Origin of the sequence: Micromonospora sp. SL1-18, from assembly GCF_047921505.1 — a bacterium.
Lineage (GTDB): Bacteria > Actinomycetota > Actinomycetes > Mycobacteriales > Micromonosporaceae > Micromonospora.
This window is the reverse complement of sequence record NZ_JBLROA010000075.1, coordinates 1-26,939: the sequence shown is the minus strand read 5'-3', so window position 1 is coordinate 26,939 and position 26,939 is coordinate 1. Positions and strand designations below refer to the sequence as shown.

Here is a 26,939-nt window from a genome sequence, read left to right as displayed (position 1 = left end):
TCAGGGGTGCTTGTATTCGTGGAGGATGCCGCCGAGGCGGTCACGTCGGTGGATGTTCAGGTGGGTGAGTCGGCGTGGGTCGCTGATCGGTTCGGGCAGCGGTGCGAGTGGTCGGGCGTTCGCGATGCCCTGGTGGGGCCGGTGCTCGTTGTAGAAGATCTCGAACTCGTGGAGCACATGCAGTAGGTGGCGCTGGTTCCAGATCAGCGTGCGGTCGAGCAGTTCCCGGCGGCAGGTCCGTACCCAGCGCTCCATGATCGCGTTCATCCGGGGCATATGCACGCCGCTGCGCACGACCGTGATCCCCGCGTCGGCGAGGATCTGGTCGAACAGTGCCGGGTACTTGCCGTCTCGGTCGCGGATCAGGTAACGGACGTTTGTCGTGAAACGCCGAGTTGTAGGCGGGGTTCGAGCGGAATCGCGCTGGCAACTACCCGCCACCCTTGGCGCCAGGGGCGTGGTTCCTGCAGGCAGGCATCGAGGGTTTGGTAGAGTGAATCTACGTAGAAGAAGACTACGTAGATTGGGATTACCTTATGGCGGGAATCTTCGTCGGCCGAACGGCCGAACTTGCCTTGTTGCAGAAGCGGCTGGACCGGCTCCAAACAGGGAGGGCCGGACTGGCGGTCACCATCCGGGGCCGGCGCCAGGTCGGCAAATCGCGCCTCGTCCAGGAGTTCTGCAACCGCGCCGAAGTGCCCTACCTCTTCTATACCGCAACCAAGGGTGCGTCCTCCACCGAGGCGATCTCCACCTTCCTGGCCGAGTTGCGTGACTCACCGCTGCCGACGAACCCGGATTTGGTGCCGATATCCGCCGGAGGTTGGCCAGACGCCTTCCGGTCGTTGGCCTCTGTCCTCCCGGACGTCCCGTCCGTGGTTGTTATCGATGAAGTTCCATGGCTTGCCGAGCAGGATGCGCTCTTCGACGGCGCGTTGCAGACGGCTTGGGACCGGCTACTGTCCACCAAGCCCGTCCTCCTGCTGCTCCTAGGCAGCGACGTCCACATGATGGAGCGGCTCACCGCATACGACCGGCCGTTCTTCGGCCGCGCCGACGCGCTCGTGCTCGGGCCGCTGAACCCGGCGGAGACGGCGCGCGCGCTGGATCTCAGCGGGGCAGATGCAATTGATGCGCATCTGATCTGCGGAGGTCTCCCGGGGATCGTTCGGGCCTGGCCACCGGCCAAGCCGCCGCTGGCCTTCCTCGAAGAGGAGTGCGCAGATCCGGCCTCGGTCGTCTTCAGCATCCCGGAAGCGGCGCTGCTGGCCGAGTTCCCCGCGCCGGACCAAGCACGCCGCGTCCTCGAGGCAATCGGTGGCGGCGATCGGGCCTATGCCAACATCGCCTCGACGGCAGGCGGCGCCCAATCTCCGCTCGCGTCCGGTCTGCTCTCACCTCTCCTGCGCCGGCTGGTGGAGGAAAAGAGGGTGCTGGCCGTCGACGAGCCGCTGTCCACGAAGCCGAGCAGACCGGCGTTGTATCGAGTCGCCGACAGCAACTTACGCCTGTACCTGGCGATTCTTCGTGGCGCGCAGGAGCAGGCCCGCCGAGGCCGCCCGGATGCAGCATTCAAACTCGTCCAGCGGCGTTGGAAGGGATGGCGCGGCCGCGCCGTCGAACCGCTTATCCGAGAGTCCCTGGAACTCGCCGCGATCGCCGGAAGCCTGCCCTGGCCAGACGTGCAGGCGGTTGGGGGTTGGTGGAACCGCCAGTTCAACCCGGAGATCGACATCATTGGCGCGGACCGGGCACCAGTGGCTCACACCGTCTACTTCGCGGGTTCCGTCAAATGGCTCAGCAGTCCTTTCGACGCGCGCGACCTTGCCGAACTGGCGGCGGGCGCGGCACACGTGCCCGGCTTCGACCACGGCCGTTGCGGGCTCGTGATCGTCTCGCTCAGCGGCGTGTCGCCACAGGTCGACTCGACGAAAGCGGATGTGGTGTGGGGTCCTTCGGAGATCTTATCGGCCTGGCGGAGGTAACCGCACGGGTGGTCCGAGAGGTTTCCGCATTGCTGGCCTGCGTTGACAGAACTCGCCGTGCGCCTGTCAGGTTCTGCCAGACCTGTCGAGCTTGGTAACCACCCGGCTCCGCAGGGGTTCGGTGTTGACGGTGCAGGCGAAGGATTCCGCCGGCAATCTGTCGAACGCGAACCTGTATGTGTTCGAGGCGGGTGCGGCGGCGCTGGCGCAGCCGCTGCCGGGGGCGACGATCGTCAAGCGCACCAAGTTGCAGATCAGTACCCCGGTGGCGGGTTACACGCGGGCGTACTTCGAGTACCGGCGCGGGCCGGGTGGGGCGACGTTGCCGGTGCCGTCGGCGAACCTGGCCTCGGCCACCGGCGCGCCGATCACCGCGACCGCGGCCAGCCCGGTCACGCTGTCGTCGCTGGGTGGGTACGCGATCTGGAATGCCACCGACACGCTCGGCCTGGTCGGCGGCGTGGTCGAGGTCCGGGCGCAGATCTACACCGCCACCGGCGGTTCCCCCGCCTACACCACCCCATGGGTGCGGGTGTCGGTCGACTCCAGCGGTGACGGCGCGGCGAGCGACGACATCGGTCCGGGCTCGGTCAACCTGCTCACCGGCGACTACGCGCTCTCCTCCACCGACTCGGACGAGTTGGGCTTGTCGGTGTCGCGGGCGTCGTCGTCCCGCAAGCCGACCGACGGATACCAGCCAATGGGGCAGCTGCTGACTGCGAACCAGCAGCAGGTGTCGACCGACCTGACCGGGTTCACGGTGCCGTCGACGTCGTCGGCGGCGCGGTCGACGGCGTTCGGGCAGGGTGAGGTGACTCCGGTCGCCTCGTTGGAGATCACCCCGGTCACCACGACCAGCAATGACACCTATGTGGCGGTCGGCGGTGACGGCGGCGGCCTGCGGCTGGGCATGGTCGCGGGCCGCACGTATCGGGCGACGGGGTGGATCTACGTGCCCGCGAGCACCGGTCTGGTGCCTGCATACGCGCAGCGCGGCCTGCGGATCGTCGGCTTCTAAAGGTAGGCGCCAACTACTACGAGGTCGCCTCGGCGATGGCCGGCTACACGGACGGCTGGCAGGAGCTGTCGGTGGACATGACCATCCCGGCGGGGGCGACCGAGGCGTTCTTTCGCCTCTACAACGGCATGCAGGGCGGCTCCGGGCGGAAGGTGTACTGGGACAACCTCTCGGTCACCGAGATCGTGGCACCGTTCGGCCCGGCCTGGTCCGGCGGCGCGACGGGTGGCGCCGCCGAGGCCGACTACACCACCGTCACCCTGCCCGAGCCGTCGCTGGCCCAGGTCAACACCATCGACGGCGGGTGGATCACGTTCGCCAAGAATCCGGACGGGGTCAGCTACACCCCGGAGCCGGGCTCCGAGGGCATGGTGCTGGCCAAGGTCGGCAACGCGTACCGGCTGACCGAGCTCGACGGCACGGTCACCGAGTTCACCGCGCAGAGCGGGATCTGGGCGGCCACCTCGTCGTGGACCCCGGAGTCCGTCAGCACGACCCGCTACCTGTACGACACGGCCGGCAGCCGGCTCCTGCTCAAGAAGGTCATCAACCCGGTTGAGCCGGGGGTGGACGACACGAACAACTGCACCACCGCGATCCCGGCCCGCGGCTGCGAGGTCCTCGAATACGAGTACGCCACCACCACCAGCCCGGGCCTGAGCCAGACCGTGTTCGGTGACTACACCGACCGGGTCTCCGGCGTGAAGCTGTGGACCTGGGACCCGAACACCTCCGCGATGACCGCCGCCCAGACCGCAAAGTACGCGTACGACAACCTGGGCCAACTCCGCGAGGTATGGGACCCCCGCGTCACCCCGCCGCTTAAGACCACCTACGAGTACACCGGCGGCCGGGTCAGCAAGGCCACCCCGGCTGGGGAACTGCCCTGGCAGTTCGACTACGGCAACCCCGACCTAGTATCCTGCGCCTGAAATTCGTTGGCTATGTGTAGTATGTGTTGCATGCCGAGGACTGGGCGGCCGAAGGCCGAGTTGGTGTTGACCGACGAGGAGCGCGCGACGTTGGTGCGTTGGTCGCGGCGGGCGAAGTCTTCTCAGGCTCTGGCCCTGCGGTGTCGGATCGTGTTGGCGTGCGCGGAACCTGGGGCGACCAACGCCGCCGTAGCCGCCGATTTGCGGGTGTCGCGGCCGACGGTGGGTAAGTGGCGGAGCCGGTTCGTGCAACGGCGTCTGGATGGTCTGGTCGACGAGGATCGGCCGGGTCGTCCACCGTCGATCAGCATCGACCAGGTGGAAGAGGTGCTGGTGTCCACGCTGGAGGAGACGCCCAAGGACGCTACGCACTGGTCCCGCAAGTCGATGGCCGAGAAGTCGGGGTTGTCGAAGTCGACGATCGGGCGGATCTGGCGCAAGTTCAACCTCAAGCCGCACCAGGCCGACACGTTCAAGCTCTCGACCGACCCGCTGTTCATGGAGAAGGTGGTCGACGTGGTCGGGTTGTACCTGGACCCGCCCGCCGGTGCGGTGGTGCTCTCGGTGGACGAGAAAGCACAGATCCAGGCGTTGAACCGCTCCCAGCCGGTCCTGCCGATGATGCCTGGCATGCCCGAACGGCGTACCCATGACTACGTGCGCAACGGCATCACCAGTCTGTTCGCCGCGTTCAACGTCGCCGACGGCACCGTCATCAGTGCCCTGCACCGCCGGCACCGAGCGGCGGAGTTCAAGAAGTTCCTCGCCCGTATCGACGCCTCGGTCCCCGCCGAGTTGGATATCCATCTCATCTGTGACAACTACGGCACCCACAAGACTCCTGCAGTCAAGGCATGGCTGGACCAGCACCCTCGCTTCCACATGCACTTCACCCCAACCAGCTCGTCCTGGATCAACCAGGTCGAACGCTGGTTCGGCTTCCTGACCGACCAGATGATCCGCCGCGGCACCCACAAATCCGTACAGGCACTGGAAGCCGACATCCGCTCGTGGGTCGCCAACTGGAACGAGAACCCCCGCCCCTTCGTCTGGACGAAGACAGCCGAAGAGATCATCGAGTCCCTCGGCCGATTTATTCAACGAATATCAGGCGCAGGACACTAGATAACGCGGCCCTGCGCTGGGACCTGGACGCCGGTTCCGGCACCACCGTCACCGACTCCTCAGGCAGCGGCCGTACCGGCACGATGGCCAGCGGTGTCGGCTGGGGGCAGGGCAACGACCCGGACAACCCTGCGGACAGGGCAGCAGCGTTCACCGGCGGCTCAGGCCAGCAGATCAGCGTCGCTGGCACCGCCCGGATCAAGGACAAGTCGGTCAACCGGACGGCCGTCTCCAAGGACGGCACCCGGACCAGCGGCTTCTTCCTCAACTACGTGGCCGCCGACGACAAGTTCGCCTTCTCCCGGGTCACCACGGACAGCGACACCGCTACCCCGGTGCGGGCGCTGGCGAACACCACCGCCGTCGCCGGCAAGTGGACCCACCTGACCGGCATCTACGACACCGCCAGCGGCAAGATGAAGCTCTACGTCAACGGCGTATTGCAGACCACCACCACGGCGACCGGCGGGTGGAACGCCACCGGCGGCTACGTCATCGGCCGGGCCAAGTGGGCCGGTGCCGCCACCAACATCTGGGACGGCGAGATCGACGACGTCCGCATATACGGCAAGGCCCTCACCGACGACCAAGTCGCCACCCTCGCCGGCGACGAGAACCCCGGCCGGCTACTGCGCGTCCGCCGCGCCGCGCTGCAGCAGGGCTCCAAGACCGCCACCGACGGCGAGATCGCCACCAACGTCGTCTACAACGTCCCACTCACCCAGGCCGCCGGCGGACCCTACAACCTCGGCCCCGCCTCCATCGCCACCTGGGGACAGGTCGACCTGCCCACCGACGCCACCGCCGTGTTCGGGCCGGAGAACAACCCCGGCCGCAACCGCGCCACCCCCACCGCGCCCGGCACCAGCGGCTACCCGTACGCCACCGTCCACTACCTCTCCGCAGGTGGTAAGGAGGTGAACACCGCCACCCCGGGCGGGCACATCGACACCCAGGAGTACGACCGATTCGGCAACGTCATCCGCACCCTCGATGCCACCGACCGAGCCCTAGCCCTGGGCACCCTGCCCAACGCCGCCACCTACCTCGCCGAGCTCGGTCTGGCCGGCTCCGACACCGCCGCCCGTGCGCTCGCACTGTCGACTACCAATACGTACAGTTCAGATGGCACTGACCTATTGGAAACACTCGGTCCAACCATCACCCTCGTGCTGGAGAATGACCTTGCCGATCCGGACGGAGCCGGGCCGTTGGAGGGACTCCCGGCCGGCTCGACAGTAATCGGCAGGGCGCACAAGGTCAGCAAGTACGACGAGGGCAAGCCCGATGGCGCCTCGTATCACCTCGTAACCACGGAGCGGCAGGGCGCGCAGGTGGATGGCTACCCCGACGCCGACGTGCGGGTTACCACCTACGGCTACGATCCGCACAGCGGCGGGGTGTCTGGATGGACGCTCGGCAAGTTCACCACGATGGTGGCCGACGCGGGCGCCGGTGGGGCCAACCTGACCGCCCGGGGCGTCTACGACGCGGCCGGTCGTTCCCTCAAATCATGGGGTATCGACTCGACCGGGTCGGACGCCCGCGCCCGGGTGAACATTTACTACACAGCGGGGCCGAACAGTCAGGACGCTGCTTGCGGCAACCACCCGGAGTGGGCCGGGTTGGCTTGCGTCGGGCGGGCCGCCGGCGTGATTACCGGCCACGACCCGGCTCGGATGACCGGCGAATTGCCGGCGCGTCGGGTCACGCGGTACAGCCGCTACCAAAAGGCCGAGGAGGTCGTCGAGACGGCGGGAGGCGTCACGCGAACGACGACGACCACCTACGACGCCGCCAGCCGGGTGACCGTCACGGCAGTGACATCAGATGAGGGCACCCCACTCGAGGCGGTCAACACCACGTACGATCCGGCCACCGGCCAACTCGCGCAGACGACGCGGGGCGGCGCAACCATCTTCCGTGAGTACGACGCGCTAGGCCGGCTGGTCCGGTACACCGACTCGGGCGGGGCAACGACCACCAGCGAGTACAACCGATTCGGCCGCCAGGTCAAGGTGTCCGACCCGACGGGGTGGTCCACCTACGCCTATGACCGTGCCATCGAGCCGCGTGGCCTGCTGACCAGTGTCACCGACAGCGTGACCGGCACCTTCACCGCCGCCTACTCGCCCGACGAACAACTGGTCGAGCTGAAGTATCCCGGCGGTTTGACCCGTACCGATCGACTCAATGCCAATCAGCAGCCGGTCGAGCGCATCTACACCCGCGACTCCGACGGAGAGATTGTCTACTCGGAGTCGGTGGTGGAGAACAGCGCCGGCCAATGGGTGAATCACACCTATACCGGTGGCAGCAAGGTCTACTCGTACGACCGGCTGGGCCGGCTGAAGAAGACCCAGCACGACACCCCCGTCACCGCAGGCTGCGTGACCCGCACGTATTCGTACGATACTCGTACGAACCGCACCAACCGGTCGGTATTTGATCCGGCCGCCGACGGCGCCTGCAACACCGACGGCGTCGGCACCCAGGACGCCCACAGCTACGACTCGGCCGACCGGATCACCGACCCGGGCTACCGGTACGACGCGTTCGGCCGCACCACCCAACTACCCGACGGACTGACCAACAGCTACTACGCCAACGACCTGGTACGACGACAAACGCTCGACGACGCCCGACAGACGTGGACGCTGGACCCAGCCGACCGGATTGCGGCCTTCACCACGGAGACCCTGATGGACGGCCAGTGGACGCCGTCAGTGTCGAGACGCCAGCACTATGGGGACGACACCGACGAGCCACGCTGGACGGTCGAGGATACCACCGAGAACAGGATCACCCGGTTTGTGTCCGGCCCGGACGGCGACCTGACAGCGACCACGTCCGGCGATGGCATACAGCTATTGCTGACCAACCTGCATGGCGACGTGGCCGCAACCATCGACCCAGCGTTGACCGAGCCCGAACTGTACGACTACGACGAATTTGGCGCCCCCATTGAGGGCCAGGCAGCCCAGCGGTACGGCTGGCTGGGTGGCAAGCAGCGCTCCGGCGAGGCCCTCGGCGGACTCATCCTGATGGGCGTCCGCCTCTACAACCCCGCACTCGGCCGGTTCCTGCAGATGGACCCACAGGACGGGGGCAACGCCAACGCCTACGACTACTGCTCCGCCGACCCGGTCAACTGCAGTGACCTGGACGGGAGGTTCTGGGGCCGGCTGAAGAAGGCGGTCAAGGGTGCCGCGAACTTCGTGAAGAACAATCCCGCGCTCGTCTGCAGCACGATCGCCATGTTTACCCCGCCACCGGTCAACGCCATCGCCGGCGGCCTCGCTATCGGATTCTCGCTCTACTCGGCGGCTCAAAACGCCCGAGAGCGTAAATGGGGGGCAATGGCGCTCGACCTCGTAGGCGCTATTCCTGGCGCTGGCGGGTTGGCGAGGGGGGTACGCGCGGGCAGGGCGTTTCGTGGGGCGAAGCAGGTCGGCAAGACGATCCCGAAGTTCAAGGGATTCCGTGGCGCCCGCAAGATGAAACGTAAGGTCTTGAACAAGATGCACCACAAGGTCTCTGACGCGAAGCGGCACCGTTGGTACCAGGCGCGGTGGGACCGATGGGACCGTCGCGCAGCCTACCCAGCCGCGGCCGCCTACACCGCGTGCAAATATGTAAGTTCGTGCGCAAACTCACGAGTGTCTCGCTGGGCGCGGCTGTACTAGACTAGCCGATGCTCGTCGAAGTCCGCCCATCATGGAAGTAGCGTCGATGGATCTACTGAAGTGGCCTGCGCCATGGCTGGCGGGTAGTGCTGGCCGTTTCCTAGGCGTCGGGGGTAGTCCCGAAGAGCGGCGGGATGAGGTGATGGGTAACATCACCTCGCCTGTCGAGGACGTCAACGATTTGATGCTTTTCCACATGGCCAGGATGGCGGTGTGGGGTGTCATGCTCGCCATCGCGGCCCCTGTGCTTTTTGTTGTGCTTATACCGGTATCGCTGCTTTCAGGAGCCTGGGAGGGTGCGCCGTTTCTGGTCGCATTTTTTGTTAGCGTTCTGCTGATGTTCTTCATGTTTTTTATGGGCGCCGTGCATTTGCTGAAGGGTCTGATTGCTGATTACCTGTTGGAGGATAGGTGGAATCCTGAGAGCGGTGTGTGGCGGGCGGTCATGTTGGCGCAGACTCCGGACATCATGATCGCCTTCGTGTCGGCGGCAGCCGTCGCGCTTTCGCTACTGTGATCCGTTGCCGTGCCAAAACATGCGCGTGCTCTACGCCGGCAACCTGACCCGCGACCCGGCCACGACCCGGCCGTGGTCGACTTGGCGGCGTCGGTCTTCGGCCCGGACCGGGTGGTGCTCGGCAGCCTCAACATGAGCGGTGCCCAAAGGTTGCGACAGGGCAAGACCTGGCAGCCTGCGGGTCACTGGTAGTTGTCAGCCGGGTTCGTCCGCTGCAGGGAACGCCACCACCCATGGTGTCCCCCGCCCAAGCGGTCGATGGCAGTGTGGTCAGCGCCCGATGGTGCGACGACTCCTTTACTCGGCCGGTTTATGCTTCAGACGACCTGGGCAAACGTGCGTGAGCATGCCGCTGGGCCACCGGACTACTGGGGGTCAAGGGGTCGTCGGTTCAAATCCGGCCGTCCCGACCGGTTGACCTGGGGAGATGAAGATCTTTCCAGGCGACGGCGGCAACATCCGGTAACGGATGATCTTTGATGGCGGTAACCGTGCTGCGGATTGCCTGTCAATGCCCTCGCGTTCACCCGCTCCCGCCTGCGGCTTCGCGCTGATTGCGGATCCACCGGCATGTTGCTTCCTCGATTTCGCATCAAGGCTGCAGGTGCCGGGAGCTGGTGGCGTCGGGTAGCTCGAGGAGTAACGGGGCCGGCGTCGGTGCACACGTCGTCCAGGTAGGCCCAGTCGTAGAAGCAGCAGCGGCTCATCGGGCAGGAACCCGTGGCGGAGGCCGAGGTCGCACATGCGGCCACGCCGGAATACCGCCCTGAGAGGGAACTCGAAACCGTTCGCTTACGCCATCAGTCCGGTGACGGCGAAGCGGCATCGTCCGTGTGAGCCAGGATGAACTCTTCGGCTACCACGCCGGCGACGCACGCCTACGAAACCTGCGTCGCCGGCCATCAGCCCGAACTCTTGAAGGCCCGCTGTCGTATCGGGGATGAGCGAGAGCGACCACGCGGGCTTGCATCCCCTTCCTACGAGGGCTCTCGCACTCCTGGTGACTGCTGCGCACCGAACCTCCGCCGGGACCCGTCCAGACTTCCCGGGACGCCGAGCCGTAGTCCCCTCGATAGCGGCAGATGGTCAGCGTCAGGTGGTGTGGGCGATCTCCGGGGCATCGGGACCCGTCGCCGGGCCGTCAGAAGCCGACGGTCGCCTGCTGGCTTGCACCGCGTCGATGATCCACTGGTCTAGGGGTGTGCCGCATAGTCCGTCGTCGGTGCCGTACACGCGGTATGTCAGCCCGTAGGCGTCGCGGCGGTTCGCGTCTGGCTCCACGTCGATGTCGTTGACGCAGATGGTGGGTGAGCCTAGGAAATGCTCTGCTCGCGCCTGCTACTCGGAGTCGATACGGCGGTGGGTGATCGTTTCATCGCTGCCGGCAGCATCGAGCAGCGACTGTACTCGCGTCTCCAGGCCCTCGTGGTTGGGGCAGCCCTCGAAGTACAGGATCTCGATCATGTTTCGCCCGCAGTCTCGTTCACATGGCCACCATGACGGGCTGATGCATCGCGAGCGTCGTCGAGCCCCAGTTGCGTGAGCGCGGCGATCGCATGCCCTCGCGCCTCGGCTTGGGTTGGCGCGGCCCTAAGACCGAGAAGACGCTGGCGGTGCGGTTCACCCAGCAGGAGTGTGAACAGCGCACGCGCCAGGTCGGGATCCGGCTCAGGGAGACGTTCGCCGAGTGCCCGGATGTAGGACTCGGGGCCGTCGCGGTAGAACCGTTTGGCCAGTTCGGGAAAGGCGTGGGCCTCGGTGACCATCAGCCGGTGCAGCCCGATCGCCTCATCGGAGTGCAACGCGGAGACGATCTTGGCCGCGAGCTCGGTCAGGGTGTCGTCTTCGCCACCGGTCAGGTCAAGGGTGCGGCGGCGAAGCCGTTCCACAGCGGCGACGAAGATCTCGGTCCGGTCGCCGAAGTAGCTGTAGATGGTGCGCTTGGCGACGTGAGCCGTCGCGGCCACATCGTCAAGCGAGACCTGACCGAACCCGCCTGCGACGAACAGGCGCACTGCGGCATCCAGGATCTCGTCGCGTCGCTGGGTCCGCTCTGCCTCGGTCGGGCGACCGCGCTTGCGACGGGGCGCCTGCGACGGGCTGGTGCTCATCAAGGTTCCTCTCATCGACAACTGGTCGCCACCGATCCTATAATGAAACGAGCTACGTTTCATTATCTGGTCGATGTTGATCTCAACCGACGTTGAGGACTCAACGTCGGCCCGCAGGGAGACGCCACGACCGACTCATCCGTCGGCTGTGGCGTGCCCCGGGCGAGAAGGAGACCCGCATGCCCTCGAGCACACCGGCCAGAACGGCCGCCCGGACCAACAAGTCCACGACGAGGAGCAGGCGCAAGACCTCGGCGAACACAGAACCACCAACTGTGAGTGACGAGCAGTTGGTGGCGTTCTACCGGCAGATGGTGCTGATCCGCCGGTTCGAGGAGCGCGCCGCCCGCGCCTACACCGAGGCGAAGGTCGGCGGCTACTGCCACCTGAACCTTGGCGAGGAGGCCACCGTCGCCGGCCTCATGGCCGCGCTCGACGACTCCGACTACGTGTTCACCAACTACCGGGAGCACGGGTACGCGCTCGCCCGCGGCATCGGCCCGGAACGGGTGATGGCCGAGCTGTACGGCCGCGCGGACGGTGTATCGCGGGGGTGGGGCGGGTCGATGCACATGTTCGACATCGCGTCCCGGTTCATGGGCGGGTACGGCATCGTCGGCGGCCAGTTACCACTCGCGACCGGGGCCGCGCTGGCCATTGACTACCGCGGCGGATCCGAAGCGGTGATGTGCTTGATGGGCGACGGCACCACAAACATCGGCGCCTTCCACGAATGCCTCAACATCGCCGCCCTGTGGAGCCTGCCGATCGTCTATGTCGTGATCAACAACGGACTCGGCATGGGCACCACCGTCGAGCAGTCGTCCGCCGAACCCGAACTGCACAAGCGCGCCTCCTCCTACCGGATGCCCTCCGCCCGCATGGATGGCAACGACCCAGTCGCCGTCCATGAAGCCGCCAAGGCCGCACTGGCCAGGGCCCGGGCCGGGAAGCCGTACCTGCTGGAGGCCGTCTCCGGCCGCCTCAAGGGGCACTCGGTGGTGGACCCCGCGAAGTACCGCAGCAAGGAGGAAGCCGAGGCGTTGAAGGCGGCCGACCCCATCGCGGCCTACGCCGTCCGGCTCCATGATCAAGGACTGCTGACCGACGAATTGATCACCGAGATCGACACCGAGGCCGCCGCCACGGTTGCCGCGGCCGCCAAGTTCGCCGATGCCAGCCCGCACCCGGAGGTGTCGACATTGTTCGACTACACCTATGCGACTCCGGTGCCGAACGATTCCCGTCGGCTGCCCGGTGACGCGCTCTTCCCCGCCGCGCCACGGCCGACCGTCCGGCAGATCGGAGCTTCAGCATGAGTGTGATCACATACCGGCAGGCGCTGCACGACGCTCTGCGGTCGGAGATGCTGCGCGACGAGAACGTGTTCTTGATCGGCGAGGAGATCGGCCTGTTCGAGGGCTCGTACAAGATCACCGCCGGCATGCTCGCCGAGTTCGGCCCGAAGCGGGTGCGGGACACCCCGATCGCCGAGGAGGGCTTCACCGGCGCCGCGATCGGCGCCGCCATGCTCGGCTTGCGGCCGGTGGTGGAGATCATGACGATCAACTTCTCCCTGCTCGCCCTGGACCAGATCGTCAACCACGCCGCCAAGATCTACGGCATGTTCGGCGGCCAGGCGAAGGTGCCGATGGTCATCCGCACCCCAGGCGGCGGCGGGCAGCAGCTCGGCGCCACCCACTCGCAGAACATCGAGCTCTACTACGCCTTCGTCCCCGGCATGAAGGTCGTCGCCCCCTCCAACCCCGCCGACGCCAAGGCGCTGATGCTGGCCGCGATCCGCGACGACGACCCCGTCCTCGTGTTGGAAAACCTGGCGCTCTACAACACCAAGGGCGAGGTGCACGACGAGGATGTACCGGCTGAGATCGGCAAGGCAAAGATCACTCGCGAAGGTTCCGACATCACCGTCGTCGCCTACTCCCGGATGGCGGCGGTCGCGCTCCAGGTGGCCGAGCAGCTCGCCGAGAGTGATGGGATCGATGTCGAGGTGGTCGACCTACGCAGCCTCCGCCCGCTGGATCGGGAGACGATCATCGCCTCGGTCCAGAAGACGAACTGCGCCGTCGTCCTCGAAGACGACTGGCTCACCTACGGCATCGGCGCCGAGATCGCTGCGACCATCTCCGACGGCGCCTTCGACTGGCTCGACGCCCCCGTCCGCCGCGTTGCGATGGCCGAAGTCCCACTCCCTTACTCCAAGCCGCTTGAGATCGCGGCCCTGCCCTCTGCCGACGACGCGATCACCGCAATCCGCCAAACCCTCGACGCCGTCGCCCGGCGCCGCTGATCGGAGACCCTTCATGATCGACATCCTCATGCCGCGCCTGTCCGACACCATGGAAGAAGGCGCCATCTCCACGTGGCACAAGCACCCCGGCGACCCGGTCGCCGCCGGCGATGTCCTCGTCGACATCGAGACCGACAAGGCCGTCATGGAGTACGAGGCCTACGAGAACGGCACCCTCGTCGAAATCCTCGTCCCCGAAGGCGAGAACGCCGCCATCGGTACACCCATTGCCCGCCTCAACGACGGATCCGGTGACGAGAAAGTCATACTCACGCAAGTGGCGCACGCTGAGCCGGCCGTCCCCGAACCGACAGACAATCATGGCACCACCGATGCACTCGATGAGGCTCCGACACCGGCCGCTGCGGAACAATCACCCGCACTCGCGGCGACCGCCGCGAAGCCGAAGCACCGGGCCGCGACCCCGTTGGTACGCAAGCTCGCGCGGGAACGCGGCATCGACCTGAGCAGCGTCACCGCCACGGGTCCCGGTGGTCGGATCGTCCGCGCGGATCTCGACGCCCTCGAATCGGAGCCGACGCCTGCACCGATTGCCAGCGAACCGGCCGAGACCGGATCAGCTGCCCCTGCTGCGGCCGGTGTCGCAACACCGTCCACCCAGGACGGGCGTGAACCGACAACGGTGCCGTTCGATCCGGTGCGACAGGCGATCGCGACGCGGCTCACCAAGAGCATGGTAACCATCCCGACCTTCACCGTTACTGCATCCGCCGATCTGGAGGACCTCCTCGCCCTCCGGGTGCAGTTGAACACCGCGCTGCGCGATGCCGGACTCAAGGTGACAGTCAATGACCTCATGGTGCGGGCGGTCGCGCTCGCCCTACGCGAGTGCCCCGGCGTCAACGCGTCCTACTCCCCCGAGGGCCATGGCCAAACCCTGCTGCACGGGCGCGTCAACATCGGCATCGCCGTCGCCTCCCCGGCCGGGCTCATAGTGCCGGTGATCCGCGATGCCGACCGGACATCGGTCACGGCGATCTCCACGCAGACCCGGGCTCTAGCCGACAAGGCTGCGAACCGGACGCTGAACACGGCCGACATGGCCGACGGGACCTTCACAATCAGCAACCTCGGCATGTACGGAGTCGAGCACTTCACCGCGATCATCAACCCACCCCAAGGCGCGATCCTCGCCGTCGGTGCCGCGATACCGGAGCCCACGCTGTCCGGGGAGACGCTGGAAGCGCGGCGCCGGATGCGATACACGCTCACCGCCGACCACCGCATCATCGACGGCGCCCTGGCCGCGCAGTTCCTCGCCTCCCTCACCGATCTGCTCGAGCGTCCGCTGCGGATCGTGGCATGACCAGGATCGTGGTGACCCGGTCGGCCGGTCAGATCGGCTCGCGGACCCTAGCCGCACTGGTCCGGGCCGTGCACGACGCATTCGGGCCGAGCCAATTCCGGACGGGGGACGGTTCAGCCCAGGTCGATTTTGTCACCGGCAAAGGGACTGGTCCCGCGCGACACGATCGCCAAGCGCGCTGGACTGCACTACCGGAACCCGTGGGTCCGCATGGTGCAGCTCGGCGAGCGGCACTCGGCCGTTGGCGCCGGCCGGGAGCCAGACCGCTTCGGCGGGCTCACTGGTGTGGATGGCGGTCGCGACCGGGACATCGCCGTGCTGGCCGGGTAGCAGCCGGTGGAGGTGTTCCTCGCGGTGTTCGCTGCCGAGCCAGAACAGCACCGGGTAGCGGGGGCCGCTGCGGCGGATCAGTTGCGCGTACCGGTCGAGCTTGGTCACCACCCGGCCGAGGGGTTCGGGGCCGGTGTCGGCTTCCAGGAAGAAGCCCACCCTGGCGTCGGCGGCGCTCCACATGCCGTGCCCGTCGGCGGTGATGGTCCGGTACTGCTTCCTCGTCAGCGACTCGGACCACTACCGGTCCAACCGTGCCTCGGAACGGCGACGGCGTACGCGGTGAGCCGGACGAAGAACTCGTTCGCGGTGAGCAGGTGCGCTAGGTGCGGGTTCGCCGATAGCCGCTGTGCGGCTTGGCGGCTGGTCCGGACGGTGGGTTTGGGTCGTTGGTGGGCGGCGGCTTGGAACGGGTGCCCGTGGTGGCCGAGGGTCCAGTGCCGCGGGTGGCTGCCGCCGCCGTCGCGGGCGAACCGGAACCGGTCCAGCAGGCCCAGGGCGGCCGGCTCGCCGAGGCGGATCTGGCAGGTCCGGCGGGCGTGGAACAGCATGCGGTGGATCTGGTCGGTGGTGAGGACCTGGTGGTCGTCGAGGAGTTGGAGCAGGAGCCGGTCACGGCTGGTGATGTGGGGATAGATGGCCAGCAGACTGGCAGAGCGCGATTGCGGCATAGATGGGTCACCCCGGTGGAGAGAGAATCCCGTAGGGAGTCTGGATAGGTTGATCTTGATCTCGGCGGGGCCATCGGGTGGGTTTGGGCAGGCCGGGCACCTGACAGGTCAGGTGTAGGGGGCTCGTCTGGGGCCTCGTTTCGCAGACACCCCCAAACGAGCCCCCGATGCCGCACCCAGCCGAGCCCCCGAACGAGCGACCCGGAGGCCAGCGGTCGCGGGAGTTCATGCGCCGGCGCATCGCCGTGCGGGAGGGCTGCTGCATCGGCGGCTCACAGCCGGTGCGGGGGTGGGCGGCGGCGCACTCCTGCCGGATCGCGGTCGCCTCACCCACGACCGGCGCCGGTGGGTTGGTGACGAAGGTGGAGCCGGGCAGCTCCCGGTTGCCGACCAGCAACCGGGCGGGAGCGGCGTAGACGTCGAGGTGGGCGAGGTCGTGCTCGTCCAGCTCGGGTTTGGTGTGCCGGGACAGCTCCCGCGCGTCGGCCGGGTCGACGGCACAGGTGCTCACCGGTGACGCCACTGGTCTGCTCGATCTGGTGCCGGCGTCCGCGGTCGGCCGGGTGGGACTCGTGCTCACCTCGCCGCCGTACGGGCGCGGGACTCACGGTCTCATGCGGGCGACGAGTACCGGGGTACGCAAGCGGGACCACCAGTATGGGGACCGGGAGCGTGGCAATCTCGCCTATGCGGGATGGTCCCGCTTGTTCGACGGGTTCGCCGCGATCCTGGCCGCCAGCTACCGGCTGCTGCGTCCCGGCGGGACCGTGGTGATCACCTGCCGACCGGTACGCCGCCAGCGGGACGACCTGATCGACCTGCCCGGCGCGCTCCTCGCCGTCGCCCGGTTGGTGGGCTGGTCCCGGTGCAGCGGTGCGCGGCGATGCCGGCAGCCGTGCGTGACGGGCAGATTGTGCACCGGGCCAACATGTTCGGGCGCTTGGGCAGGCCCGATGCCGGGCGGTCGTCGCCGAGCAGCGTAGCCGGCCCCTTGGCCGCCCGGCCCGGAGGCAGGAGGCGGCGGCTTGAAGCCACCTTCCGCCACGCTCTATCTCCGGTGCCGCCTCGGCGACGGCCAGACAGCGGACAGTCCCGCTGGCCGGGTCCCGCCCGCCGGTGACCGGCGAGCGAGTTCGATCCAGAGCGCAGCGGGACTCGGCGAGTGCCCGCGATCAGCATGGTGTACCGCAGTGCCGGGTCCGGCTCCGACACGCAGACCTGACAAAAGCGTGGGCATCGCCGGGCTGTCAGGTTCTGTCAGGAGGCCGAACCTGACAGCCTGGCCGACAGGCGACGGGTGCAGGCTTTGCCAGGTCTCGTCAGGTTCTGTCAGACGGCAGGCTCACGAGGTTGGTTATGAATCCTCAGTGGACGTAGGAGAGTACGTATTGCAGGGTGCGTTCGTCGGTGGCCAGGTCGACGCGGATGGCGTCCATGGCCACCGTCGTGATGGTGCTGTTGAGCACCACCATGAACTGAACGACGCAGAGCACCGCGACTGCGGCCCAGCGCCGGGTGTCGCCGCTGGTCACGCCGTCAGGCCGCCGTCGAGCGGGACGATCACTCCGTTGAGGTAGTCGGCGCCGGGGCCGGCGAGGAAGGTCACGACGGCGGCCACATCCGCCGCGGTAGCCAGCCGGCGGGCCGGGATCATCGGCAGCACGTCGCGCTCGATGTCGAGGAACGCCTGCACCGGCGCGGACATGGGGCCGTCGACGACGATGCCGGGATTCACCGCGTTGACGCGTACCCCGTCCGCGCCGTGCTCTAGCGCCCAGGTACGGGTCAGATTGTCCAGCGCGGCCTTCGACGAGTTGTAGATCGCGGCACCCCAGAAGGTCTTGATCGTGCCGATCGAGCTGATGTTGATGATCCGTCCGGCGCCTGACGCGATGAGGGCCGGAAGCGCGGCCTGGGTGAGGAAGAACGCGGCCTTGTAGTTGAGCGCGACGACCTGGTCGAAATCCTCCTCGGTGCATTGGATCGCCGGTCCGCTGGTGTGCGCGGCGGCGTTGTTGACGAGGATGTCGAGCCGGCCGAAGCGGTCGATCGTGGTCTCGACGACGCGGCGGTGCGTGAGGCGGTCGGTCAGGTCCGCGGCGACGAATGACGCGCGGGGCAGGTCCTTCACGACGGCCTCGCCGGCCTCGGCGCGACGGCCGACGACGGTGACTGCCGCGCCGGCCGTGGCGAGGGCGCGGGCGATGACGGCGCCGATGCCGCCGGTCGCGCCGGTGACGATCGCTACCTTGCCGTCCAGGTGAGTTGTGGCATCCATGCAGTCGACCGTAGGGAGCTCATCTAATAAGATAAAAGACGAGTTCTGGATGACTTGATAGCGTGCATGCATGAAGTTTGACCTGCGGCATTTGGAGGCGTTCGTCGCCGTCGCCGAGGAGTTGCACTTCAGCCGCGCTGCGGCCCGGCTGCACGTGGCCCAGCCGGCGCTCTCGCAGCAGATCCTGCGGCTCGAGTCGGCCCTCGGGGTCGACCTGCTGGTGCGCGAGCGTCGCCGCACGGCGCTCAGCGACGTCGGCCGGCTCTTCTTGGCAGAGGCGCGGCGCACGCTGGAGCAGGCGAGAGCGGCGGAGTCGGTGGCCGAACGCGCGCGGCGCGGGGAGCTGGGCCGACTTCGTGTCGGCTACCACCCGACCGCCTCTTCCCAACCGTTCCTTACCGCGCTTTCTGCCTTCGAGCGGGTCGTCCCCGATGTGGAGTTGAGCCTGCGGGAGCTGCCGATGGGCGTCCTCGGCCAGCCGCTGCACGACGACGTGGTCGACGTCGCGTTCCTCAGCACCCTCGGCGAAGTCGACTGCGGGCAACCGCAGCTGCGGATGCGGATCCTGTCGACCGAGCGATTCCTCGTCGCCGCGCCAGCGGGACATGCGTTGTCCACTCAGGACGACGCCGCGCTGCGCGACCTCGACGGGGAGACACTCGTCATGCTCGGTCGCGACGTCTGCGCCTTCTGGCACGACGAGCTGGTGTCGATGTGCGGGCGAGGCGGCTACACCCCCCGGTCGATCCGCTATGTCGGAGAGCTCGGCACACAGCTCACACTGGTTGCGGCCGGGCTCGGACTGGCCCTGGTGCAGGAGTCCAGCAGAATGGTGCGCACCGAAGGCCTCGACTACATCCCCATCCGGGACGCCGACCGGCCGGTGATCTCCGCGGCAATGTGGCGGGCGACGGATACTTCACCGGTGCTCACCCGGTTCCTGGGCCTGTTGCCCGCAGCCGCGCCAGGGCAACGCGACGGGTAACCGAACGGGGCGACATGCTGCCCACGATCAACGACGCGATCTCCGCCGACCCAGCAGAGTAGTCCCGGCATCGCCAGCGCCAGTGGGACCTGTATCAGAACGCACCAGGCCTATACAGACGAGATTCAAGGGCTCTATCCACGTCTCGACCTGCCTGTGCTGGTGACGTGGGGCAGGAACGACAGGTGGATTCCTGTCGACCGGGCTCGCCTGCTGGCAGAACTCATCCCTGGTGCTCAACTTAAATTGATCGATGGGGCGGGGCATTTGGTGCAGCTTGACCAGCCCGTACAACTAGCCACGACGTTGCACGGTTGGCTTACTGCTCAGGCAACGATGTCTTGATTTGATCCAACAACCGCTCATCGACAGAGGCGGATGACCGGTACACCAGCCGTCGTGGGCAGTCGGCATCGCGGTCCGTATCCGGCATGCTCAAGGCCCGTGTAGCCCATCAACTGAAGTCACGATGTAGCGCATCAGGCGAAGTGCGACAGTCGGGTGGGCTGGCTCACGTTGGCGTCTTGCTCCTTGCGGAGCGTTTCGCTCCGCCATAGCATGCTCCATACGGAGCGAAACGCTCCGCATGGAAAGTGGGAGGGTCCGATGACCGATCAGCAAGCACTGCGCTCCATTCGCGATCTCGTCGCCGCCGCTAACCGGCATCAAAGCGATGTTGCTGAATTCGTTGCCCTGCACCATTCCGACGTGGTGGTGGTGAACGTCGCCGGCCGTCGCGTCCTCGGACGGAAGGCACTGCGCGAGGCGATGACAGCCGGGCTGAACAGCCCGCTGGCCAAGGTGCTCACCCATCTGGAAATCGAGGATATTCGTTTCGTTGGCCCCGATGTCGCGCTGGTGAGCTGCGCCAAGCGCATCTCCGACGAGCGCGGCGAAGGGCCCGCAGTGCCGACAAGGGGCAGTCTCACCTTCACCGTGGTGCGCGAGCCTGACGGTTGGAAGATCGCACTGGCGCAGACAACGCCCGTCTCGTAACGGCTGCACCGAACAGCCACGTCCCCAGCAAGATCACCCGGCTCGGACGTCTCCTGATGGCTTGCGTCTGGCTACGTCCGGGCCGGGGCGCAACCAATCGGAAACCGCTGCGTCGGGTCAACGTCAGCTCCGACCGCGCGAACCCGGCCACCGACGCCGTTGCCGGGACCCAGGGCAGCGGCGGCCGCTGCTTGGCTGCGGGCCCGGCGCCGGCCCGCACCTGCGTCTCAAGGAACGTGACGCTGGCGTAGTTGACCGCCACCAACACCTGCCCCGGCCCCGGCGTCGGGTCCTCGACCCGCCGGACCTGGAGCGCCTCCGGCCCACCGAAACGCTCCATTACGACAGTACGCACGGTCGCCACCCTCCTTCAATCGGAGCGTTTTGCTCCGATCCGACACCTTCTGGCGGAGCGAATCGCTCCGCAGTGGAGGTATGATCGGCGTCATGTCCGAACAGCGGCGCCGCGCCCCACGCCAGGTTGAGGCCGAACGCAATGACCGTGCGCTACTCCAGGCCGCTCGCGAGGTGATTGCGGCCGACGGTGCGCACGCCTCAGTGGCGGCGATCGCCGCCCGCGCCGGAGTCGGCATCGGCAGCCTGTACCGCCGCTACCGCACCAAGGAGGAACTCTTCCAGCGGCTGTCGGCGCTCTCCCTCGACAACTGGAACGAGGCCGCCGAGCAGGGGCTCGCCGCGGACGACCCGTGGGACGGGCTCGCCGGCTTCATCACCGCCTGCATCGAGTTCGGCCAAGGCTCACTCGCGCCGATTGCCGGAACGATCGAGATCACCACCGAGATGTGGGCCAAGTCCGACCGCTCCGACGAACTCCTGGCTGCCATCGTCGCCCGAGCTCACCAGGCCGGCGTGCTGCGACCGGACGTCACCCCCGTCGACATCTCCCTCCTGATCGAACAACTCGGCACGTCGCCTGCCCTGGACCAACTCCGCAAGCAGGGCCACGACGACCTCATCGATGCCGCCACGAACGCCCGCAAACGCATCATTGCTATCGCCCTGGACGGCCTCCGCGCCGTCCACGCCACCCCGCTACCCGGCCAGCCACCCACCAACCAGCTCTTCACCGAACGCTGGGAACGCCGCCCTGACGCGTGAGCCGAACCCGTCCGTGCGTCGCCCGACCCAATCCGAACCCACCGATACCGGATCAACCGTACCCAAGTTAGGACTTACTGGATGCCGCGTGCCGCCCCCATGCGCTGATGGGCCAAGGCCGATGACCTGCCGGCGGGCATCAGCGGCGGCCGGTGACCACTACTACGACGAGGACGCGGAGTGGCCTTCCAGTCCACGCGCGGCTCGGCACAGGTGATCGAGAACGGCACTGACGGCCGGGTGACGGTCGCCTCGATGGCGGGTGACGGCGAAGACGGTTCGGTTGATCGGCCGCGCCAGCGCAACGAGGGTCACCCCGGGTGGAACATGCTGGGCTCCCAGCCGGGGTAGCACCGTGACGCCGGCCCCGGCCGCGATCAAGGCGAGGACCGCGCTGTAGTCACCGGTCTGCGCGACCACGTGGGGAACGAAACCGGCAACGCCGCAGGCGCGCTGCAGCATCTCGTGGCAGGACGTGTCGGATGGCACGGAGAGCCAGGATCGATTGCTGAGAACGGCGAGATCGACCGGCCGTCCACAGTACTCGGCCGCCTCCCTTTCGGGCAGGGCCGCGACAACGGGATCGTTGAGCAGGTCGTACCGCTCACAGGTGGGCGGCAAGGCAAAGGGCAGCAGATCGTACGAGTGCGCTATAGCGAGATCAATCTCGCCGCGCGTCAAGGCCGCCAAGCTCTCCTCCGGCTCCATGCCCGTCACCCGAAGGACCAGCCGCTCACCGTGCTCCGCCGCAATGCTGCGCCAGGCGGTCGCGACCAGGGACGTCGTCGCGGACGAGAACGCACCTACCCGAACCGTTCCGACGATCTCGGTGCGCAGTGCCAGGATGTCGGCCTCGGCTGCGGCGAGTTGGTCAAGCAGCACGTTGGTGTGCGCGACCAGCACCTTTCCGGCGTCGGTGAGAACCAACCGCCGCCCCTGCCTGCGCACCAACGGGATACCGACCTCCCGCTCGAGGGTCGCGAGCTGCTGCGACACAGCGGGGCCGGTCAGCTGCAGCGCCTCGGCAGCGGCGTTGACCGTGCCATAGCCGGCGAGTGCATGCAGCAGGCGTAGTCGTCGTAGCTCCAACACAAAGCTCACCTTACTCTTCTTGATAGAAACACTAAATGGATATTTCCCTTCGCTCGGTGCAGGCTTGTTCCGGGCAGCCGAGTGCTGCGCCATTCGTCCAGGAAGCGAGTCTTGACAGTGCTGTCTTCTGACAACCCCTCAACAGGAACACGCGTTGCCGTGGTGACCGGAGCCGGTCGCGGCATCGGCCAGGTGATTGCGACGCGCCTGGCCTCGGCCGGTTACGACGTCGGTATCACCGCCCGATCAGCGGATCAGTTGGCCATCACTACCGACCTGATCGAACAGACGGGGCGGCGGGCTATTGCGACGCCCGGGGATGTCACGGATCCTATCGATGTCGCCCGCGTGATCGACACCGTGACCGACCAACTAGGCCCGGTGGATCTCCTGGTCAACAACGCCGGATACCTCGGCCGGTACGGACCGTTCGTCGAATCGCAGACGGACGACTGGTGGCGGGTCGTCGAGACGAACGTGCAAGGCCCGGTGCTCTACACCAGGGCGCTCCTGCCGGCCATGCTTCGCCGCGGACGCGGCCACATCATCAACATCAACAGCTTGCAGGGCTCCCACGCCCTCGGCACCTCGGTAGCGTACGCGGTCTCGAAGGCCGCCCTGATGCGGTTCACCGACGCGCTCGCCGAGGAAATCTCCGGTTCCGGGGTCGCCGTGATGGATCTGAGCCCGGGCCTGGTCCGTACTGTCATGACTGACGATCGCCCTGACCTCGACTCGATCCCGGACAGCGAGTGGACGCCGCCGGAGGTTGCCGCGCAGAAGGTGGTGGACCTGGTGTCCGGCAGGTACGACAAGCTTCACGGCCGGTTCATCCACGTCCTCGACGATCTCGACGATCTCCTGTCCCGCGTCGCCGCCTACCCGGACGGCCGGGTGCTGCGGCTCACCCCCGCCGGCGCCGACGATCCAATCCTTGACTGATTCCGCCGGCCACATCGTCCGGCCCTGAACGGCGTCCGGACACCCCTGGCCCCCTGACAACCCGGGAGAACCACAGGCATGACACCGAACGAACCGCGCCCAGCGACGGAAATCGACAGGATCATGGACGCCTTCCTGGACGAATACGCGGCGCTGGATCCGATCGCGGCCACGACGCTCGGCATCCCCGGCCACGACACTCGGCTACCGGACCTATCCCCGGACGGCCTCGCCGCAGTCTCGGCGCTGCGCCGGCGAACCCTCGCAGCTCTCGACGCCGCCAAGACAGCGGACACCACCGACCAGGTGACCGTCGCCGCAGCACGTGACCAGCTCGAAGTTGCCGAACGCATCAGAGACACGGGCGCCGAGGAGGCGCGCCTGAACAACATCGCCAGCCCCGTGCAGACCGTGCGGGAGGTGTTCGACCTGATGCCCACCGCTACCGAGGGTGACTGGGCGGCCATCGCGGCACGACTCAGGCAGGTCCCCGGCGCGATCGACGGGTACGTCGAAGCGCTCCGGTTCGCGGCCGACCGGGGGCACATCAGTCCGGTTCGCCAGGTGGTGGCCGCTATCGCGCAAAGTCGCGCCAACGCCGCCACCGACGGCTTCTTCGCGAAGTTCGCACACGACGCGTCGCTCGGCCACGCCGAACTTCCGCGGAGCCTGCACGAGGAGCTGAACCGCGCCGCCCGGGTGGCCGCCGAGGGGTACGAGGAACTGGCGACGTTCCTCGACACCGACTTGATCGCACGGGCGCCGGTCCAGGACGCCGTCGGGCGGGAACAGTACGCCTTGTACGCCCGATCTTTCCTGGGTACCTCCATCGATCTCGAAGAGACCTATGCATGGGGGCAGCGGGAACTGAGCGACATCACCGCCCAGATGCGGGAAACCGCACAACAGATCAAACCGGGCGCCTCCGTAGGGGAAGCCATGGCGTACCTGAACAGCGATCCCGCCCGCCGCCTTTCCGGCGCCGACGCACTACGCGACTGGATGCAGCACAAGTCGGACGAAGCGATCGAAGCGCTCGGCGACGTACACTTCGACATCCCCGCACCGATCCGCACCCTCGAATGCCGGATCGCCCCAACCAGTGGCGGCATCTACTACACCGGCCCGAGCGACGACTTCAGCCGGCCGGGCCGGATGTGGTGGTCCGTACCCGAAGGCGTCACGGAGTTCTCCACCTGGCAGGAGCTGACCACCGTATACCACGAGGGTGTGCCGGGCCATCACCTGCAGATAGCCCAGACCGTCTACCGGCGGGAAACGCTCAACCGCTGGCGTCGGCTGGCGTCGTGGGTCTCCGGGCACGGCGAAGGCTGGGGACTGTACGCCGAGCGGCTCATGGCCGACCTGGGCTTCCTCGATGATCCGGGTGACCTGCTCGGCATGCTCAACAGCCAGGCGTTCCGAGCTGTACGGGTGGTGATCGACATCGGTGTGCACTGCGACTTCGAGGCACCGCCGGAGGTCGGCGGGGGCGCCTGGAGCTACGACAAGGCGTGGCGGTTGCTGAAAAGACACTCGACGAAGGCCGAAAGCCGCCTGCGCTACGAACTGGACCGTTACCTGGGCCTCCCGGGCCAGGCACCGTCCTACAAGCTCGGTGAGCGGGCCTGGCTCCAGCTCCGTGACGATGCGCGAGCCCAGGAAGGCGCCGACTTCGACCTGAAGGACTTCCATCGCCGGGCGCTCGACATCGGGGGCGTAGGCCTGGACGTGCTGCGTGCCGCCGTGCTCGGCCACCCGTCCTCGGATGCCGGATGATCCCCGCCCCCTCAACAGACAGGCAGGCCATGCACGACATCACCCCGGCACCCGTCGTCGAGCCGACCGGCAAGACAGCACGGGTCCTGATTATCGGAGCGACCGGATACATCGGGTCGGCTGTCGCCGAGGCGGCAGCCGCGCGGGGCCACGAGGTCGTCGCGCTTGCCCGCCGCGGGCAGGTGACCGGGTACCGCACGGTCAGCGGGGACCTGACCCGGCCCGACACCCTGGCCGCCGCCGTCAACACCGTACGGCCCGATGCGATCATCCACGCCGGCAACCCGACCGGCGACGTGGCCAGCGACCTGTCGGCGATGGCCGCGTTGCTCGATTACGGTGCCGCTCTGATCTACACGAGCGGGATCTGGTGGCTGGGCGCGGTCGGCGACCACCCCTTCGCGGAGGACCCACCGGTCGGTGACACGCCCCGGGCTCGGATCGAACGGATGGTGCTGGCTGCGGCCGACCGGGTCCGCACCGTCGTGATCAGGCCGGCGATCGTCTACGGTCGCGGCGGCGGTATCCCCGCCGAAATGATCGGATGGGCTTGCCGGTACGGCATCGGACGGTACGTCGGCATGCCCGGCACCCGATGGCCGGCCGTGCACGTCGACGATCTCGCCGCCCTGTTCGTGAAGGCAGTCGAGCGCGCCGAACCGGGCGCAATTCTGCACGGCGTCGGCGAGGAGGGCGTACCGGTCGCGGACATCGCGGCCGCCGCCGACATCGCCGCCGGCGGGACCGGCCGCACGCAACCGTGGCCGGTCACCGACGCCGCAGCCGAGATCGGTGAACAGTACGCCCGCTGGCTCGCGTTGGATCAGGTGATCAGCAGCACCCGGACTCGGGAGACGCTCGACTGGCGACCCGGGCGCCCGTCACTCGTCGAAGACATCGCCGCGGGTTCGTACCGCAGCAGCTGATTGAAGCACTTCACTGCCTTCTTGCTCGGCTTGATGATCGGCTTGCCGTTGACATAGGAACGGTCAAGCATCACAGCGTGAACGTGCAGGTCATCGCGGACGCGGTAGGTCGTCTGGTCTGCGTCTCGCCAGCACTGTCTGGCTCCACCCGCGACCTGAGCGACGCCCGGGTCCACGGCATCGTCGAAGCGTTGAGCAGCGCTGATGTGATGACCTTCGCGGACAAGGGCTATCAGGGAGCCGGCGGGAGTGTGCGCACGTCGTTCAAGCGCCACCGCTACCGGCCGAAACTGTCCCGCCGCCAGCGAGCCGTCAACCGTGGCAATGCCCGACTCCGGGCCCGCGGCGAGCGCGCCATCGCCACGCTCAAGACCTGGAAGATCCTGACCAAACTACGGCCCGCCTCAGAGATCAGCCGGGGCGGATCACCTCATCGGGCACCCCAAGGGCTTCCAGCCTCCCCGTACGGGCCAAGATCGTTCGTCCGGTAGGGCGCTTCACCTTGTCCCCGTCCAGGAAGGCTGGAAGGTCTACGACTGCCCGATGAGGAGATTCGCTTCAGCGCTGGCCGTCAGGCTCAGATGAGGGTGCGGCGCGCGGCGACCGTGGCGCCCACGGCGATGTCGAGGACCGGCAGGATCGCCAGGATGCCCATGTCGATCAGCGTCCCCATGGGAGGAGTAGCCGCAGCCGCCGGCTCGCGTCGAGGACTTCGCCCGGCCAGCCGGCGAGCGACAGACCGTAACTCGTACGCAAGAGGGCCGGCGGACGAGGGGGGCAGTGTGAGATGCCGAGAGTAGTTACTGCTG

Annotated in this window: 25 protein-coding genes and 2 pseudogenes; 18 read left to right on the top strand and 9 right to left on the bottom strand. The window is 67.3% G+C overall.

What is annotated here, in order from left to right; translation table 11 throughout:
* The gene (locus ACNAW0_RS26155; protein WP_416290668.1) at window positions 1–294 is read right to left on the bottom strand and encodes an integrase core domain-containing protein; all 294 of its coding nucleotides are present in this window, start codon (window positions 292–294) and stop codon (window positions 1–3) included.
* A 242-nt stretch (window positions 295–536) separates the two neighbouring features.
* Here ACNAW0_RS26155 and ACNAW0_RS26150 point away from each other — a divergent pair, with 242 nt between their 5' ends.
* The 6 genes from ACNAW0_RS26150 to ACNAW0_RS26125 all read left to right on the top strand — a co-directional run bounded on the left by ACNAW0_RS26150 (window position 537) and on the right by ACNAW0_RS26125 (window position 9,263).
* Window positions 537–1,985: an ATP-binding protein gene (locus ACNAW0_RS26150; protein ID WP_416290667.1), complete on the top strand. Its 1,449-nt coding sequence runs from the start codon at window positions 537–539 to the stop codon at window positions 1,983–1,985.
* 124 nt (window positions 1,986–2,109) lie between these two features.
* The gene (locus ACNAW0_RS26145; protein WP_416290666.1) at window positions 2,110–3,003 is read left to right on the top strand and encodes a hypothetical protein; all 894 of its coding nucleotides are present in this window, start codon (window positions 2,110–2,112) and stop codon (window positions 3,001–3,003) included.
* A gap of 35 nt (window positions 3,004–3,038) precedes the next feature.
* Window positions 3,039–3,935 (top strand): hypothetical protein, encoded by an 897-nt coding sequence (locus ACNAW0_RS26140; protein ID WP_416290665.1) that lies wholly within the window; start codon window positions 3,039–3,041, stop codon window positions 3,933–3,935.
* 30 nt (window positions 3,936–3,965) lie between these two features.
* Window positions 3,966–5,060, top strand: a complete 1,095-nt coding sequence (locus tag ACNAW0_RS26135; RefSeq protein ID WP_416290664.1) for an IS630 family transposase — start codon at window positions 3,966–3,968, stop codon at window positions 5,058–5,060.
* Window positions 5,061–5,143: 83 nt separating this feature from the next.
* A complete protein-coding gene (locus ACNAW0_RS26130) occupies window positions 5,144–8,746 on the top strand; it encodes a LamG-like jellyroll fold domain-containing protein (RefSeq protein ID WP_416290663.1) in 3,603 nt (1,200 codons plus the stop codon).
* Between the two features lie 46 nt (window positions 8,747–8,792).
* Window positions 8,793–9,263 (top strand): hypothetical protein, encoded by a 471-nt coding sequence (locus tag ACNAW0_RS26125; RefSeq protein WP_416290662.1) that lies wholly within the window; start codon window positions 8,793–8,795, stop codon window positions 9,261–9,263.
* A 1,338-nt stretch (window positions 9,264–10,601) separates the two neighbouring features.
* On the opposite strand, the gene ACNAW0_RS26120 is transcribed toward ACNAW0_RS26125, so the two are convergent.
* Window positions 10,602–10,727: a hypothetical protein gene (locus ACNAW0_RS26120; RefSeq protein ID WP_416290661.1), complete on the bottom strand. Its 126-nt coding sequence runs from the start codon at window positions 10,725–10,727 to the stop codon at window positions 10,602–10,604.
* Complete coding sequence (locus ACNAW0_RS26115; RefSeq protein ID WP_416290660.1) at window positions 10,724–11,374, bottom strand: TetR/AcrR family transcriptional regulator; 651 nt, start codon at window positions 11,372–11,374, stop codon at window positions 10,724–10,726. The genes ACNAW0_RS26120 and ACNAW0_RS26115 overlap by 4 nt, the downstream gene beginning before the upstream one ends.
* A 179-nt stretch (window positions 11,375–11,553) precedes the next feature.
* On the opposite strand from ACNAW0_RS26115, the gene pdhA reads away from it, so the two are divergent.
* The 3 genes from pdhA to ACNAW0_RS26100 are packed head-to-tail and all read left to right on the top strand — an operon-like array spanning window position 11,554 to window position 15,012.
* Window positions 11,554–12,693 (top strand): pyruvate dehydrogenase (acetyl-transferring) E1 component subunit alpha, encoded by a 1,140-nt coding sequence (gene pdhA / locus ACNAW0_RS26110; RefSeq protein ID WP_416290659.1) that lies wholly within the window; start codon window positions 11,554–11,556, stop codon window positions 12,691–12,693.
* The gene (locus ACNAW0_RS26105) at window positions 12,690–13,685 is read left to right on the top strand and encodes an alpha-ketoacid dehydrogenase subunit beta (protein WP_416290658.1); all 996 of its coding nucleotides are present in this window, start codon (window positions 12,690–12,692) and stop codon (window positions 13,683–13,685) included. Before pdhA ends, ACNAW0_RS26105 begins: the two co-directional genes overlap by 4 nt.
* Before the next feature lie 13 nt (window positions 13,686–13,698).
* Entirely contained in the window at window positions 13,699–15,012 is a 1,314-nt protein-coding gene (locus ACNAW0_RS26100; RefSeq protein ID WP_416290657.1) for a dihydrolipoamide acetyltransferase family protein, read from the top strand.
* Between the two features lie 132 nt (window positions 15,013–15,144).
* Here ACNAW0_RS26100 and ACNAW0_RS26095 read toward each other — a convergent pair whose 3' ends face one another.
* From ACNAW0_RS26095 to ACNAW0_RS26085, 3 genes and pseudogenes are all read right to left on the bottom strand, one after another.
* Complete coding sequence (locus ACNAW0_RS26095; protein WP_416290656.1) at window positions 15,145–15,525, bottom strand: replication-relaxation family protein; 381 nt, start codon at window positions 15,523–15,525, stop codon at window positions 15,145–15,147.
* Window positions 15,526–15,566: 41 nt separating this feature from the next.
* The gene (locus ACNAW0_RS26090; protein ID WP_416290655.1) at window positions 15,567–16,013 is read right to left on the bottom strand and encodes a replication-relaxation family protein; all 447 of its coding nucleotides are present in this window, start codon (window positions 16,011–16,013) and stop codon (window positions 15,567–15,569) included.
* Window positions 16,014–16,299: 286 nt separating this feature from the next.
* Window positions 16,300–16,509, bottom strand: a pseudogene (locus ACNAW0_RS26085) (hypothetical protein); the annotation flags it as partial.
* Between the two features lie 7 nt (window positions 16,510–16,516).
* On the opposite strand from ACNAW0_RS26085, the gene ACNAW0_RS26080 reads away from it, so the two are divergent.
* Entirely contained in the window at window positions 16,517–16,996 is a 480-nt protein-coding gene (locus ACNAW0_RS26080; RefSeq protein ID WP_416290654.1) for a hypothetical protein, read from the top strand.
* Window positions 16,997–17,377: 381 nt separating this feature from the next.
* Here ACNAW0_RS26080 and ACNAW0_RS26075 read toward each other — a convergent pair whose 3' ends face one another.
* Both ACNAW0_RS26075 and ACNAW0_RS26070 read right to left on the bottom strand, forming a co-directional pair.
* Complete coding sequence (locus ACNAW0_RS26075) at window positions 17,378–17,545, bottom strand: hypothetical protein (protein ID WP_416290653.1); 168 nt, start codon at window positions 17,543–17,545, stop codon at window positions 17,378–17,380.
* Window positions 17,542–18,291 carry an SDR family NAD(P)-dependent oxidoreductase gene (locus tag ACNAW0_RS26070; protein ID WP_416290652.1) on the bottom strand — a complete coding sequence of 250 codons (750 nt, stop codon included), beginning with the start codon at window positions 18,289–18,291 and terminating at the stop codon, window positions 17,542–17,544. The genes ACNAW0_RS26075 and ACNAW0_RS26070 overlap by 4 nt, the downstream gene beginning before the upstream one ends.
* Before the next feature lie 70 nt (window positions 18,292–18,361).
* Between ACNAW0_RS26070 and ACNAW0_RS26065 the strand changes: the two genes are divergently transcribed.
* The 4 genes from ACNAW0_RS26065 (at window position 18,362) to ACNAW0_RS26050 (ending at window position 21,391) form a co-directional block, all read left to right on the top strand.
* Window positions 18,362–19,276: a LysR substrate-binding domain-containing protein gene (locus ACNAW0_RS26065; protein WP_416290651.1), complete on the top strand. Its 915-nt coding sequence runs from the start codon at window positions 18,362–18,364 to the stop codon at window positions 19,274–19,276.
* Window positions 19,277–19,345: 69 nt separating this feature from the next.
* Window positions 19,346–19,621, top strand: a complete 276-nt coding sequence (locus ACNAW0_RS26060; protein WP_416290669.1) for an alpha/beta fold hydrolase — start codon at window positions 19,346–19,348, stop codon at window positions 19,619–19,621.
* Between the two features lie 261 nt (window positions 19,622–19,882).
* The gene (locus ACNAW0_RS26055; RefSeq protein WP_416290650.1) at window positions 19,883–20,272 is read left to right on the top strand and encodes a YybH family protein; all 390 of its coding nucleotides are present in this window, start codon (window positions 19,883–19,885) and stop codon (window positions 20,270–20,272) included.
* 447 nt (window positions 20,273–20,719) lie between these two features.
* The gene (locus ACNAW0_RS26050; protein ID WP_416290649.1) at window positions 20,720–21,391 is read left to right on the top strand and encodes a TetR/AcrR family transcriptional regulator; all 672 of its coding nucleotides are present in this window, start codon (window positions 20,720–20,722) and stop codon (window positions 21,389–21,391) included.
* 162 nt (window positions 21,392–21,553) lie between these two features.
* Here the strand turns inward: ACNAW0_RS26050 and ACNAW0_RS26045 are convergent, their stop codons facing one another.
* A complete protein-coding gene (locus tag ACNAW0_RS26045; RefSeq protein ID WP_416290648.1) occupies window positions 21,554–22,492 on the bottom strand; it encodes a LysR family transcriptional regulator in 939 nt (312 codons plus the stop codon).
* 72 nt (window positions 22,493–22,564) lie between these two features.
* Here ACNAW0_RS26045 and ACNAW0_RS26040 point away from each other — a divergent pair, with 72 nt between their 5' ends.
* From ACNAW0_RS26040 to ACNAW0_RS26025, 4 genes and pseudogenes are all read left to right on the top strand, one after another.
* A complete protein-coding gene (locus tag ACNAW0_RS26040) occupies window positions 22,565–23,425 on the top strand; it encodes an SDR family NAD(P)-dependent oxidoreductase (RefSeq protein WP_416290647.1) in 861 nt (286 codons plus the stop codon).
* Window positions 23,426–23,548: 123 nt separating this feature from the next.
* Window positions 23,549–25,204 carry a DUF885 domain-containing protein gene (locus ACNAW0_RS26035; protein WP_416290646.1) on the top strand — a complete coding sequence of 552 codons (1,656 nt, stop codon included), beginning with the start codon at window positions 23,549–23,551 and terminating at the stop codon, window positions 25,202–25,204.
* 29 nt (window positions 25,205–25,233) lie between these two features.
* Entirely contained in the window at window positions 25,234–26,130 is an 897-nt protein-coding gene (locus tag ACNAW0_RS26030; RefSeq protein ID WP_416290645.1) for an NAD-dependent epimerase/dehydratase family protein, read from the top strand.
* Window positions 26,131–26,186: 56 nt separating this feature from the next.
* Window positions 26,187–26,621 (top strand): annotated as a pseudogene (locus ACNAW0_RS26025) (transposase family protein); the annotation flags it as partial.
* Between the last annotated feature and the right edge of the window lie 318 nt (window positions 26,622–26,939).